Origin of the sequence: Streptosporangium sp. NPDC000239 (assembly GCF_040300765.1) — a bacterium.
Lineage (GTDB): Bacteria > Actinomycetota > Actinomycetes > Streptosporangiales > Streptosporangiaceae > Streptosporangium.
In genome coordinates this window covers 150,846-163,624 of sequence record NZ_JBEPEI010000008.1, presented here as the reverse complement: position 1 = coordinate 163,624, position 12,779 = coordinate 150,846, and the positions used below count along the sequence as shown (strand labels likewise).

Annotated in this window: 10 protein-coding genes; 6 read left to right on the top strand and 4 right to left on the bottom strand. The window is 72.8% G+C overall.

All coding sequences use genetic code 11. The annotated features are described in order from the left end of the window. Positions 1-3: 3 nt before the first annotated feature. The 5 genes from ABT340_RS21580 to ABT340_RS21560 are packed head-to-tail and all read left to right on the top strand — an operon-like array spanning position 4 to position 5,154. Positions 4-1,392, top strand: coding sequence for a class I adenylate-forming enzyme family protein (locus tag ABT340_RS21580; RefSeq protein ID WP_352012577.1), 1,389 nt, complete (start codon positions 4-6; stop codon positions 1,390-1,392). 1 nt (position 1,393) lies between these two features. Then, on the top strand, positions 1,394-2,548 hold the full coding sequence (locus tag ABT340_RS21575; protein WP_352012576.1) for a thiolase family protein: 1,155 nt from the start codon (positions 1,394-1,396) through the stop codon (positions 2,546-2,548). Beyond that, positions 2,549-3,223, top strand: coding sequence for an energy-coupling factor ABC transporter ATP-binding protein (locus ABT340_RS21570; protein WP_352012575.1), 675 nt, complete (start codon positions 2,549-2,551; stop codon positions 3,221-3,223). Next, a complete protein-coding gene (locus ABT340_RS21565) occupies positions 3,220-3,825 on the top strand; it encodes an energy-coupling factor transporter transmembrane component T family protein (protein ID WP_352012574.1) in 606 nt (201 codons plus the stop codon). Before ABT340_RS21570 ends, ABT340_RS21565 begins: the two co-directional genes overlap by 4 nt. Positions 3,826-3,873: 48 nt before the next feature. Continuing rightward, positions 3,874-5,154: an MFS transporter gene (locus tag ABT340_RS21560; protein WP_352012573.1), complete on the top strand. Its 1,281-nt coding sequence runs from the start codon at positions 3,874-3,876 to the stop codon at positions 5,152-5,154. A 54-nt stretch (positions 5,155-5,208) separates the two neighbouring features. Here ABT340_RS21560 and ABT340_RS21555 read toward each other — a convergent pair whose 3' ends face one another. Beyond that, positions 5,209-6,531, bottom strand: a complete 1,323-nt coding sequence (locus ABT340_RS21555) for a M16 family metallopeptidase (RefSeq protein WP_352012572.1) — start codon at positions 6,529-6,531, stop codon at positions 5,209-5,211. Next, the gene (locus ABT340_RS21550) at positions 6,528-7,838 is read right to left on the bottom strand and encodes a M16 family metallopeptidase (RefSeq protein ID WP_352012571.1); all 1,311 of its coding nucleotides are present in this window, start codon (positions 7,836-7,838) and stop codon (positions 6,528-6,530) included. The genes ABT340_RS21555 and ABT340_RS21550 overlap by 4 nt, the downstream gene beginning before the upstream one ends. Positions 7,839-8,093: 255 nt before the next feature. Here ABT340_RS21550 and ABT340_RS21545 point away from each other — a divergent pair, with 255 nt between their 5' ends. Next, positions 8,094-10,370: an FdhF/YdeP family oxidoreductase gene (locus tag ABT340_RS21545; protein ID WP_352012570.1), complete on the top strand. Its 2,277-nt coding sequence runs from the start codon at positions 8,094-8,096 to the stop codon at positions 10,368-10,370. Here ABT340_RS21545 and ABT340_RS21540 read toward each other — a convergent pair. Together ABT340_RS21540 and ABT340_RS21535 are read right to left on the bottom strand one after the other, a co-directional pair. After that, positions 10,348-11,091 (bottom strand): L,D-transpeptidase family protein, encoded by a 744-nt coding sequence (locus tag ABT340_RS21540; RefSeq protein ID WP_352012569.1) that lies wholly within the window; start codon positions 11,089-11,091, stop codon positions 10,348-10,350. The genes ABT340_RS21545 and ABT340_RS21540 overlap by 23 nt on opposite strands. 139 nt (positions 11,092-11,230) lie before the next feature. Beyond that, positions 11,231-12,661 (bottom strand): choice-of-anchor A family protein, encoded by a 1,431-nt coding sequence (locus ABT340_RS21535; protein WP_352012568.1) that lies wholly within the window; start codon positions 12,659-12,661, stop codon positions 11,231-11,233. Between the last annotated feature and the right edge of the window lie 118 nt (positions 12,662-12,779).

The following is a 12,779-nucleotide window of genomic DNA, read 5'->3' as shown; positions in this document are numbered from 1 at the left end:
CCCATGCCGGTGGCCCTTCAGGTGGTGCGACACGCCTCGGAGCACCCGCGCCGGATCGCGCTGCGCGCTCCAGGAGGCGACCTGAGCTACGCCGGGCTCGCGAGGCGGACGGAGGCCGCCGCGGCGGCACTGCGGAGCCGGGGGATCGGCCGGGGCACGCTGACGGCGCTCAGCCTGGCCGACCCGGCCGAGTTGCTCGTCGCCGTGCTCGCCGCGGACCTGGCCGGCGCCACGCCGCTGGTCTGCGACCACACCTGGGAGCGGGAACGGCGCGAGCGGATCATGGCGACGGTCCCGGCCCACGTCCGCGTCGAGACCCCGCTGCCCTCGGACCCCGGCCCCGCCCCGGTGGACTCCGGGGCCTCGCCGCAGGACCGGGCGTGGGCCTGCTTCAGTTCGGGCAGCACCGGCAGGCCACGCGCCGTGGTACGAACCCGCGCGTCGTGGACGGGTTCGTTCCCGCACCTGAGCGCGCTCACCGGGATCGGCCCAGGCGACATCGTGCTGGTCCCCGGCCCCCTGACCTCCTCCCTGTACGGCTTCGCGGCCGTGCACGCCCTGGCGACCGGCGCCACGGCCGTCGTCCCCGGCCGCTGGCCGGCGAGGCCGGCCGCCCATCTGGGCGACGTGACCGCGGTCCACGTGGTGCCGCACCGGCTGCCCGCCGTACTCGACGCGCTGCGGGAGAGCGGCGGTGCACGGGGGCGGCTGCGCACCGCGGTCGTCGGCGGGGCGGCGCTGGGCGCGGGCGTCCGTGACCTGGCGGCGCGAGCAGGGGTGGACGTGGTCGCCTACTACGGCGCGACCGAGCTCTCGTTCGTCGCCGCCGACACCGACGGCCACGGCCTGCGGCCCTTCCCCGAGGTGGAGATCCAGGTCAGGACCGATCCGGGCCGGGAACTCGGTGAGGTGTGGGCGCGTTCGCCCTGGCTGGCCGAGGGATACCTGACGGCAGGGGCGGGCCCGCTGCGGATCGACGGCGACGGCTGGGCGACGGTCGGCGACGTGGCGGAGCCGTACCGGGCGGGGGAGGTTCTGCGGCTGCGCGGCCGGGGCGGCGGCGCGATACAGACCGGCGGCGCGACCGTGGTGCCGGAGGACGTCGAGGAGGTCCTCAGACGGGCACCGGGGGTCGACGACGTCGTGGTCGTCGGCTCACCGCACCCGGAGCTCGGCTCCGTGGTCACCGCGATCCTGGAGACGGACGGTCCCCGGCGACCCTCACGCGCCACGCTTGAGGAGGTGGCGCGCGGCGGCCTGGACGCCGCGCAACGGCCAAGGCGCTGGTACGCCGTCCGCAGCCTGCCGCGAACCCCGGCGGGCAAACCGGCGCGCGGCCTGCTCGCCGCCCGCCTGGCCGACGGCGACCCGGACATCAGGCGGCTCACCTGACATGAGACGGGACCCATCCTCACGGCCGGTCGTCGTCGCGGCCCGCCGCGGCCCCATCGGCACCGCCTTCCACGCCTTCAAGGAACTGACGGTCGAGGCGCTCGCCGCCCCTGTCATCGACGCCGTCGCCCGGGACGTCGCCCACCTGGGCCCGCCCGTCGAGGACGTCGTGCTCGGCAACTGCACCGGCCCCGGAGGCAACGTCGCACGGATCTGCGCGCTGGCCGCCGGGCTGGGCCACGGCGTCCCCGGCGTCACCGTGGACAGGCAGTGCGGCAGCGGCCTGGCCGCGATCCTGCTCGCGGGGAACGCGGTCGCCGCGGGAGAGACGGACCTCGTCGTCGCCGGAGGGGTGGAGAGCGCCTCGACCGCTCCGCTGCGGACCCGCCGCGGCACGGCCGTTCCGTACGAGCGGGCGCCGTTCGTCCCCGCGGGGTGGCACGACCCCGAGATGGGGCCCGCCGCCGAGGCGCTGGCCGCCGCGCGCGGTGTGACCCGCGAACGTCAGGACGCCTACGCCCTGCTGAGCCACGCCAAGGCGCTGGCCGCGCGGGAGGCGGGCCGGTTCGCCCAGGAGATCGTCACGGTCGGCGGCCGGGACGACGACCAGTGGCCGCGCCCGCTGCGCGCCCGGTCGCTGGCCCGGCTGCCCGCCGCGTTCGTGCCCGGTGGCACGGTGACCGCGGGCAACTCCTCCCCGGTCAGCGACGGGGCGGCGGCCGTCGCCCTCGTGCCGGAGTCGCTGCGGGCCGAGCTCGGGCTTGCGGGACTGCGGCTGCGGGCCGGAGCCGTCGTCGGCTGCGACCCCGCGCTTCCCGGACTCGGACCGGTGCCCGCCGTACGGCGGGTGCTCGAACGCGCGGGGGCCGGCCTCGGGGAGGTCGCCGCGGTGGAGATCGTGGAGGCGTTCGCGGCGCAGGTGCTCGCGGTGACCGACGAGCTCGGCCTCGACCCCCTCGGCGCGGACGCGGAGCGGGTCTGCGCGGACGGCGGCGCGCTCGCCCTCGGCCACCCGTGGGGCGCGACCGGCGCCGTGGTGGTCACCAGACTGTTCAGCAGGCTCGTACGGCAGGGCGCCCCAGCCGGGACACTGGGACTGGCCACGGCCGCGGTCGGCGGCGGCCTGGGCGTCGCCGCGTTGTTCGAGGTGGTGTAGATGATCGAGATGAACGACGTCGGGGTGCGGTTCGGGCGGCGTGAGGTGCTGCGCGGCATCACGGCCTCGCTGACCGAACGCAGGATCGGCGTGGTCGGGGCCAACGGCTCGGGCAAGAGCACCCTCGCCCGCCTGGTCAACGGCCTGGCCCTGCCGACCTCGGGCGGCGTCACCGTCTTCGGGCTCGACACCCGCCGTGACGCGGCCAGGATCAGGCGCCGGGTCGGGTTCCTGTTCAGCGACCCCGACGCGCAGATCGTCATGCCGACGGTCGCCGAGGACGTCGCCTTCTCCCTCAGGCGTGGAGGGCTGACACGGCAGGAGATCGACCTGCGGGTGCGGGAGGTCCTGGACAGGTACGGCCTGGCCGATCACGCCGACCATCCCGCGCACCACCTGTCCGGAGGCCAGAAGCAACTGCTCGCCCTGTGCTCGGTCATGGTGCTCGACCCGGAGGTCCTGGTCATGGACGAGCCGACGACGCTGCTCGACCTGCGCCACTCCCGCCAGGTCGCCGGCCTGCTGCGCGAGCTGCCGCAGCAGGTCGTGGTGGTCACCCACGACCTGCCGCTGCTGGCGGGTTTCGACCGCGTGCTGGTGCTGGACGAGGGACGGATCGTCGCCGACGACGAGCCGGAGGCGGCCATCGGCCACTACCGGAAGCTCATGGTGTGAACGCGCTCACCGGCGCCTACGTCCCCGGGGACTCGTTCCTGCACCGCCTGCCCGCCGGGGTCAAACTCCTCGGCCTGGCCCTGTCGTGCACCGCGCTCCTGCTGCTGCGCCCGCCCGGGGCGCTGGCGGGGGCGGCGTTCGCCGTGGCGCTGCTGTACGCGCTCTCCGGGGTCGGCGCCGCGGCGGCCTGGGCGCAGATCAGACCGGTCCGCTGGTTCGCCGTGGTCCTGTTCGCCATGCAGTACCTGCTGGACGGCTGGGCGGGGGCGCTGTCGTCCGTGCTTCGTGTCCTGCTCGCCGTCGCGCTGGCCGGGCTGGTCACGCTCACCACGCGTACCGCGGTCATGATGGCCACCCTGGAACGGCTGCTGGCCCCCGTCAGGTTCGTCGGCGCCGACCCCTTCCACCTGTCGCTGCTGCTCTCCCTCACCCTGCGCAGCGTGCCCGTCGTCGCCGGGCTGGCCACCCGGGTCAGGGAGGCGCAGCGCGCCAGGGGCACCGAGTGGAGCGTGCGGGCCTTCGCCGTACCGCTGGTGGTGAGCGCCCTGCGGCACGCCGACACCCTGGGCGAGGCCCTCAGCGCCCGCGGCCTGGACGACTGACCACAGATCTCCATAAAAGCGGAAAAATCCAGATCCTCCTCGGTTATCGTGTGGACGATCTTGGCGGCGACCGTCACCACGCGTCCGGAGGAAAATGTGGCCGAGGGCTTTCCTGACCGTGGATTCAAGGCCTACTGGTCGGCGATCGGGGTCTCGCAGTTCGGCACCGCCGTCAGCATGGTCACCATCCCGATGGTCGCCGTGCTGACCATCGGGGCCACGCCGGGGCAGATGACCTGGCTGGTGGTGATGGAGCTCGCGCCCGCGATGCTCGCCGGGGTTCCCGCCGCGGCCTGGGCCGACACGCTGCACCGGCGGTTGCCGCCGCTCATCGGCTGCAACGTCGTCCAGGCACTGGTCGTGGGGGCGATTCCGCTGCTGTGGTGGCTGGGCTCGCTGAACTATCCGGCGCTGCTGGCCCTGGTCGGGGTCTCCTCACTGGTCCGCGGCCTGCAGTCGGCGCTGTCCAGCCCGATCCTGGTGCAGATCGTCCCCAGGGAACACCTCGTCGACGCCAACGGGAAGACGAACGCGACCCGCGGCGTCGCCGACATCGGCGGCCCCGCGGCCGGCGGGATGCTGATGGCTGTCCTCGCCGCCCCCCTGGTCGTCCTGGCCGACGCGTTGTCGTTCCTGCTCTCCGCGGCGCTGCTCACCCGGGTCAGGACGCCGCCACCCTCCGAGCGGGCCCCGAGGGAGAGATCACGCGGCACCCTCGGCGAGGTCGTACGGCTGGCCCGCGCTCTGGGCCGCCGCTCCGGAGTGCAGGCACTGGCCACCCTGTGCGTCGCCCAGGGGATCATGCAGCCGATCCTCGTCCTGTTCCTGGTGCGGGAACTCGGCCTGGGGCCGGCACCGATCGGGCTGCTGCTCGGCCTGGGCGCGGTCGGCGGCGTCGGCGGGGGACTCCTGCTGGGCAGGGTCATCGGCCGGCACGGCCCGGGACGGACGCTGGCGCTCGGCACCGCCGTCTCCATGTGCTCCCTGCTCGCACTGCCCTTCTCCGCCCCCGGCGTCTCCGGAGCCGCCGCGGTCGTCCTGTTCGAACTCGCGGGCAGCCTCGGCGGCACCGTCATGGCCGCCACGGTCTACGGAACCCTCCAGAGCGCGGCCAAGGACGGTGAGGTGGCCAAGGTGATGGCGCTGGCGGGCACCTTCCTGCAGGTCGGCGGCCTGGTGGGCTCCTTCGCCGGGGGAGCGCTGGCCACGGCGTTCGGGCTGCGCGCCGCCGCAGGAACGGCCGCCGCCCTGATGCCGCTGCTCCTGCTGCCCCAGCTCGTCCGCTGGTACACGGCCCGGTGGCGGATCGACACGGCCACCATCGGGTGAATCCACGGTCGAATCCACGGTCCCGCCCCGGGGCGCTGCGGGACCGTGGATGTGTCACCTGGTCTCGACGGGCATGACCGAGGAGAGGCTCCGCTCGACGCGCTCGGCGTCGCCGAGCAGCACCGCCGTGGCCCGGCCCGGTCCCATGTAGGTCGAGGCCACGCGGTGCACGTCCTCGACCGTGGCCGCGGTGAGCCGTTCGACACGCCGCGCCAGGTGGTCCAGCCGCAGGCCGAACCCCGCCAGCGTCCCGGCGAACCTGGCCAGCCCCGCCTGGGTGGCCGTGGCGACCTGCAACGTGCCGATGGCGTACCGCCGGGCCTGCTCGACCTCCTCCGGCTCCGGCGGCAGCGTGGCGATCCTGCCCAGCTCGTAGAGGGTCTCGACCAGCGCGGGAGCCGTCACCTCGGTGGAGACGTCGACGGAGAGTATGACGGCGGAACCGCCGAGCGAGTGGTCGACGATCGAAGCGGGACCGTAGGAGTACCCCTTGTCCTCGCGGATGTTCTCCGTCCAGCGGGAGGAGAAGTAGCCACCGAAGATCAGGTTGGCCAGCTGCATGGCGGCGCTGTCCGGGTGGTCACGGCCGGGGGCGGGCAACGCGAACCGTATCGACGACTGGAGCGTGCCCGGCCGGTCGACCAGCAGCAGCGGCCCCGGCACCGGTGACGGTGCGGGCGGCATCGTCACCTTGTGCCCGCTTCCGGCCCACCCCCCGAGCCTGCGCCCGGCCAGTTCGATCGCCTCGCCGGGGTCCAGGTCGCCGACCAGCACCAGGACGGCGCCGTCGGGACGCATCCGCCGCTCGTGCAGGGCGCGTACCCGCCCGGCCTCGACCGCGCCGACCCGCTCGGGATCGGGCGTCTCCACCGCGTACGGGTGTGTGCCGTAGACCCGCTTCAGCAGTTCGGCCCTGGCCAGCGCGGGCGGCTGGCTCAGCGTCACCCGGAACCGGTCGGCGAGCCTGTCCCGTTCGACGGAGAACTCATGGTCGGGGTACCGGGCGTCGCAGAGCGCGTCCGCGAGCACCTCCAGCAGCCGGTCGAGACCGGAGGCCAGGCAGTCTCCGCTGACCAGCCACCGGTCGGGGCTCGCCCCGCAGTCGAGACTGCCGCCGATGGCCTGCGTCTCCTCGGCGATCACGGCGGCCGAGCGGGTCCCCGTACCGGAGAACAGCGTCTGCGCCAGCAGGGCGCCCTCGGCGATGTCCACCTCCGCCATCGGCACCCACAGCCGCGCCTCGACCAGCGGCGTGGTACGGCGGGCGATCGCCACCACCGTCAGCCCCGAGGGCAGCACCGCCTCCGCCTGCGGTGGCAGGACCAGAGGAACGGCGGGCTCCAGATCGGGCAGGGGCCGTACGGTCTGGGCGCTCATCGGCCCCTCCCCGCCACGACCTCGACCGAGGCCCGCCGGTCCGGGACCAGTCTGGCCGCGGCCGCTCCGACCTGCTCGGCCGTCACCGAGGACAGCAGCGCGGGCAGCTCGTTGAGCAGCGCCGGATTTCCTCGTTGCAGCTCCAGCACGGCCAGCCGTGTCGCCCGGTCGATCATCGTGTCCCCCTCGCGCAGCAGCAGAGCGGTCATCCGCGCCTGGACGCGCGACAGTTCCTCGGGAGCCGGGCCCTCGGTGGCCAGCCGCTCGGTCTCCTCGCCGATGACGTCGAGCACGTGCCCGGCGGACCCGCCCGCGGGCAGGTTGGCCTGCAGCAGCAGCGCCGTGGGGTCGAGGACGTCGAAGGGGTCGCCCATGAAACCCACGTAGCCGCTGACGCCGGTGGCCAGACGGTCCCCGAGCACGAGCCGGGAGACCAGACGCGAGGAGGCGCCGTCGGTGAGCACCTCCGCCAGCACCACGTACGGCAGATAGCCCGCCAGGTCGGAAACCGGGTCGGGTACCCGCCACGCCGCCGCGACCGCGGGGGTCGGCGCCGCCGCGTCCACGTAGGAGTGGTGCCGGGCCGCGGTGAGATCGGGCTCCGCCAGGACGGGCGCGGGCGGCGCCGGGCGCGCGGGCACGTCGCCGAAGTGCCGCCTGACGAGCACCTCGGCCTGTTCCACGGAGAAACCACCGGTGACGCACAACACGGCGTTCCCGCAGGCGTAGTACCGGTCGAAGAACTCCTCGGCCTCGTCGACCCCGGCCGCGTCGAGGTCGGTGAAGGAGCCGTAGCCGTCGTGCGCGTTGGGGAAGGTGTCGAACATCACCGGGGGGAGCCGCAGCCACGGGAAACCGCCGAAGGGACGGTTGAGGACGTTGACCCGGATCTCCTCCTTGACCACGTCCACCTGGTTGCGCAGGGTCTCCGGGGTGATCCGCGGCGCGCGCATGCGGTCGGCCTCAAGGAAAAGCACCCGTTCGAGGGCGTTGGCGGGAACCGTCTGGATGTATCTGGTGTAGTCCAGGTGGGTCGAGCCGTTGAAGGTGCCTCCGGCTCCCTGGATGTGCCGGAAGTGTGCGAGTTTCTCCAGGTTCTCCGACCCCTGGAACATGAGGTGCTCGAACAGGTGGGCGAATCCGGTACGGCCCTGCGGCTCGGACCGGATGCCGGCGCCGTACACGACGGCGACCCCGGTCACGGGGCAGTCCGGCTCGGGGGCGAGCACGACCCGCAGCCCGTTGTCCAGGGTGAGGCGCTCGACCCGGTAACCGGTGCGCGGCCGGATGAGGTTTGACGTCGGCATTCGCGGCTACCCCCCGACCTGGGGCGCGTGCCCGAAGAGGGGGATCAAGCCGTCCTGGCCGATCGGTTCTCCCACTGCCATGGTGTCCTTTCGTGATCGCCGGGCAGATGCCTCCCCAGTCTTCCCAGTCGGAGCCCGGGGCGGAAGTGGGTCCCTGATCACGTCTGGATTGTCCGTTTCCTGGGCAGTCGTGCGAGACTTTCGAGAGCGAGGTCCGCCCGCTGCTGGGCGGCACGTGAGGAAAGAAGGTCCGGGATGGTCAGGAAGGCTCCGCGAGAGGACGTCAACGAGGACGGGCTGGAGGTCGGCCCGCCCAAGGAGTGGGCGGCGGGCATCCCCGGGGTGACCCGGTCGCTGCTGACGTCCTACGCCCAGATGGGCGCGGGCCGTACGTTCCTCACCCTGGCCCGGGTCAACCAGAAGGACGGCTTCGACTGCCCCGGCTGCGCCTGGCCGGAGGGCGGGCACCGCAGCCCGGCGGAGTTCTGCGAGAACGGCGCCAAGGCGGTCGCCGAGGAGGCCACGACCCGCAGGGTCACCCGTGACTTCTTCGCCGCACACACGATCGGCGACCTGGCCCGCCACACCGACTACTGGCTGGGCCAGCAGGGGCGGCTCACCGAGCCGATGTACAAGCCGGAGGGCGCCGACCACTACGAACCGATCACCTGGGAGCGGGCCTTCGGCGTCGTCGCCGAGGAACTGCGCGCGCTCGGCGGCCCCGACGAGGCGGTCTTCTACACCTCGGGCCGCACCTCGAACGAGGCGGCGTTCGTCTACCAGCTCCTCGTTCGGCGCTTCGGCACCAACAACCTGCCCGACTGCTCCAACATGTGCCACGAGTCGAGCGGTTCGGCCCTCACCCAGACCCTGGGCATCGGCAAGGGCACGGTCTCACTGGAGGACCTGCACCGCGCCGACCTCGTCTTCGTGGTCGGCCAGAACCCCGGCACCAACCATCCGCGCATGCTGTCGGCCCTGGAACGGGCCAAGCGCAACGGGGCGCGGATCGTCGCGGTCAACCCGCTGCCCGAGGCGGGACTGCTGCGCTTCAAGAACCCGCAGCGCCCCTCGGGGCTGGCCGGGCGCGGCACGACACTGGCCGACCGGTTCCTGCAGATCCGCCTCAACGGCGACCTGGCGCTGTTCAATGCGCTGTCCCGGCTGCTGCTGGAGGCCGAGGACGCCGCCCCCGGCACCGTGGTCGACCACGCCTTCGTCCAGGAGCACACCCACGGCTTCGAGGAGTGGGCGGCCGACACCCGTGCCCTGGACTGGGCGGAGGTCGAGGAGGCGACCGGTCTCGACCGCGGGGCGGTCGAGGAGACCGCCCGCGACGTGCTCGGCGCGAAGTCGGTGATCGTCTGCTGGGCGATGGGTCTCACCCAGCACAGGAACTCCGTCGCCACCATCAGGGAGGTGGTCAACTTCCTGCTGCTGCGCGGCAACGTCGGCCGCCCCGGGGCGGGGGTCTGCCCGGTCAGGGGCCACTCCAACGTCCAGGGCGACCGGACGATGGGCATCTACGAGAAGCCCTCCGCGGCCTTCCTCGACGCGCTCCGTGACGAGTTCGGCTTCGAGCCGCCCCGCGAGCACGGCCTGGACACCGTCGAGGCGATCAGGGCGCTGCGCTCGGGCGCGGCGAAGGTGTTCTTCGCGATGGGCGGCAACTTCGTGGCCGCGACGCCGGACACCGAGGTGACCGAGGCGGCGCTGCGCCGCGCCAGGCTGACCGTGCAGGTCTCCACCAAGCTGAACCGCTCCCACGCCGTCTGCGGCGAGCGGGCGCTGATCCTGCCGACGCTGGGCCGTACCGAACGCGACAACGACCGGTTCGTCACGGTCGAGGACTCCATGGGCATGGTCCACGCCTCCCGGGGCAGGCTCAGGCCCGCCTCGCCGGACCTGCTGCCCGAGGTGGCGATCGTCTGCGGCCTGGCCCGCGAGCTCTTCGAGGACGACCCGCATGTGCCCTGGAAGGAGTTCGAGGCCGACTACGACGCGATCAGGGAGCGCATCGCGCGGGTCGTGCCCGGCTTCGGCGACTTCAACACCCGGGTCCGCGCCCCCGGCGGATTCGCGCTGCCCAACGCGCCCCGCGACGAGCGGCGTTTCCCCACGGCGACGGGCCGGGCGACCTTCACCGTCAACCCGCTTGAGGTGCTGCGGGTCCCCGAGGGACGGCTGCTGCTGCAGACGGTCCGCAGCCACGACCAGTACAACACCACGATCTACGGCATGGACGACCGCTACCGGGGCGTGAGCGGCGGGCGCAGGGTCGTCTTCGTCAACCCGGACGACCTGGCCGAACGCGGCCTGGCGGACGGTGAGACGGTGGACCTGGTGAGCGAGTGGCCGGACGGCGAACGCAGGGCGGAACGGTTCCGCGTCATCGCCTATCCGACCGCTCGGGGGTGCTGCGCGGCCTACTTCCCCGAGACCAACGTGCTCGTGCCGCTGGACTCCGTCGCGGAGACCTCCAACACCCCGACCTCGAAGAGTGTGGTCGTCAGGCTCGTCCGGCCCAACTGAGCACCGGGCGGCGGACGTGGACCGGCTCCCCGGGGCGGAGCATGCGAAACAGCGGTATGGCGTTGTGCAGCGGCACCCGCACGCACCCGTGGGAGGCGGGACGGCGCGGTACGAGCGTGGAGCCGTGCACGGCGATGCCGCCGTTGAAGTAGACCGGGTAGTACATCGCCCCCAGGGGGCCGGTCGACCAGCCGCGCACCCGCTCGCCGACCGTGAAGTCGCCGGGCGGCGTGTCGGCGAACCCGCAGTGTCCCCGGTCGCAGTAGGACTTGCGCGCGCCGGTCGAGACATGGCTGACGAGTACGGCCCTGCCGTCCCGCCACATCGTGAGCAGCTGGCGGGTCAGGTCGATCTCGACCCGTGAGGGGCTTCCCCCGGGCACCAGCGGTCTGATCCGCGCGGGCCTGGCCATCGCCCGCCGGGTGGCCGCGTCCACCCGGTCGAGGGCGGGCAGCCCGTTGGCCTTCTGGAAGGCCCACACGGCCATGCGCAGGGCGGAGTCGTACTCGGGGCCGGGAGCGCCGGGGGCGAACCCCAGCTCGCGCAGGCGCCTCTTCACCTGGCGGACCTCCTGCAGCCGGACGCCGAAGCGCAGGGTCTGCGGTGGCTGCCCGGCCGCCGAAGGAGGCGTGTCGTCCGCGTGGGCGGGCCCCGTGGACACGAGCGCGGCCGGGGTGAGAGCGGTGAGCACGACCAGAAGACAGCGGCCGACGGTACGCATGGTTCACGCCTGTCCGTTGCCGGGAGCGGATGTTCCCGGTGATCTTCCCGCAACGGCATGGAGTTGACGGGCTTTCCAGTGGTGTTCGTGCTGGGAGGGACGTGGCCCGGCGGGGAACGCCCGCCGGGCCCGTGGACCTCTACGACAGGAAGCGGGAGGTCATCAGGCGAAGGAGCGGGCGCTTCTCATGGATCGCCCCGGGACCCCGGCCATGGCACACCGGCCGGTGGCAGCCGAACCAGTGACGGCCGCCGTCGAGGTGGTGCCGGCTGTGGGTCCACACCTTCCCGGCCTGCCCTCCCGTTCCGCCCTCCACCGGAGGCTTGGGTGGACGCGGGGTCCGGGTGGGACTGGGCGTCGGTGTGGGAGTAGGTGTCGGAGTCGGGGTGGGTGTGGGAGTCGGAGTCGGGGTGGGCGTTGGGGTGGGTGTCGGCGTTGAGGTCGGGGTGGGTGTCGGAGTGGGTGTCGGTGTCGGTGTTGGTGTGGGCGTCGGTGTCGGTGTCGGTGCCCCGCAGTCGGGAAGGTCCCCGTTGAAGGGGTAGGCGTGGATCTCGTATCCGCCGTTCCCCGTGTGCGTGAGAGAGCCGTTGACGAACAGCCGCCCGTTGAAGCCCGGCATGCTCAGCGTCGTGGTGCTGGCCGGGTCGGCCACCAGGACACTGCCCTGGAAGTTGCCGCCGCCCTGCAGGTTCACCGTGGTCGCGTCGGGGAAGTTCCACAGCGACCGCTCACGCAGCGCGTTCCACGGGTCGGCGTCGGCGATGTCGCCGCTGAAGGTGTTGATCGTACGGCTGGTGCCCAGCATGTTGATCAGGACGGTCGCGTTCGCGGGGATGCCCTCGAACACGATGCCCTGCGTGGAGCCCCCGGGGCCGGTCAGGTCGAAGTCGACGTTGAAGACCTGGAGCGCGGAGGTGCCGTCACCGGTGAACAGGGTCTGGGCGCCCTGGTTCACCGCGGTCCCCGTCGGCGTGCTCGGAGGGTTTCCGGTCGAGTCGGCGTAGCACCGGCTGGCCTGCTGCAGCGCGGGCACCAGGTCCAGATAGGGGGTCGCCGCGTCCGGGTCCTCGACGAGGGTTCCGGTGACCGTGCCCGTCAGGGGACCCGCGTGCCGTACCACCCCGCCTTCGGCCAGGAGTCGCTGGCCCGGAGCGACGGTGACCGATCCGCCGGTGGTCAGGAAGTCGGCCCCCTCGGGAGGCGGCACCCGTGAGCCGACCCCCGCGATGCCCACGTTGTAGGCGGGGGAGGCGGCGGCGTCCTTGTTCTGGTCGAAGTCGCCCAGCACGACCGCCCGGCCCTCGGCCTCGGCCGCGAAGCCCCGGACCAGGAAGTCACCGCCGACGAAGGTGTTGATGGCGTTGTCACGGCCCGCGAAAGGACCGTTGTTCACCGGAGGGAAGGGGGAGGGGCAGTTGCCCGGTACGCAGGGGCCCAGGCCGAAGGGCAGTGTCGCGGCCATGACGGCGGGAAGGGCGATGACGCCTCCCACCACGACGGCGAGGACCCCGGCACCTCCCGTCAGCAGCGAAGGGCGGCTGAAAACCCGGTATTTCCCGGGTCGTCGCATCTTTTGGAGCATGATCGATTCCTTTTTCCGAACGAGTCCTCCTCATCCTGAGCGGGAACATGATCATTTCCGTGATGGAAGCCCCCTGGTTGGTCACTGTTTGCGATCTACGGGGAAA

Excerpts from the sequence above, each read along its gene's own strand:
- ABT340_RS21575 (WP_352012576.1), top strand. The coding sequence starts at position 1,394 with ATGAGACGGGACCCATCCTCACGGCCGGTCGTCGTCGCGGCCCGCCGC.
- ABT340_RS21535 (WP_352012568.1), bottom strand. The coding sequence starts at position 12,661 with ATGCGACGACCCGGGAAATACCGGGTTTTCAGCCGCCCTTCGCTGCTG.
- ABT340_RS21580 (WP_352012577.1), top strand. The coding sequence starts at position 4 with ATGCCGGTGGCCCTTCAGGTGGTGCGACACGCCTCGGAGCACCCGCGC.
- ABT340_RS21545 (WP_352012570.1), top strand. The coding sequence starts at position 8,094 with ATGGTCAGGAAGGCTCCGCGAGAGGACGTCAACGAGGACGGGCTGGAG.
- ABT340_RS21550 (WP_352012571.1), bottom strand. The coding sequence starts at position 7,838 with ATGCCGACGTCAAACCTCATCCGGCCGCGCACCGGTTACCGGGTCGAG.
- ABT340_RS21570 (WP_352012575.1), top strand. The coding sequence starts at position 2,549 with ATGATCGAGATGAACGACGTCGGGGTGCGGTTCGGGCGGCGTGAGGTG.
- ABT340_RS21555 (WP_352012572.1), bottom strand. The coding sequence starts at position 6,531 with ATGAGCGCCCAGACCGTACGGCCCCTGCCCGATCTGGAGCCCGCCGTT.
- ABT340_RS21540 (WP_352012569.1), bottom strand. The coding sequence starts at position 11,091 with ATGCGTACCGTCGGCCGCTGTCTTCTGGTCGTGCTCACCGCTCTCACC.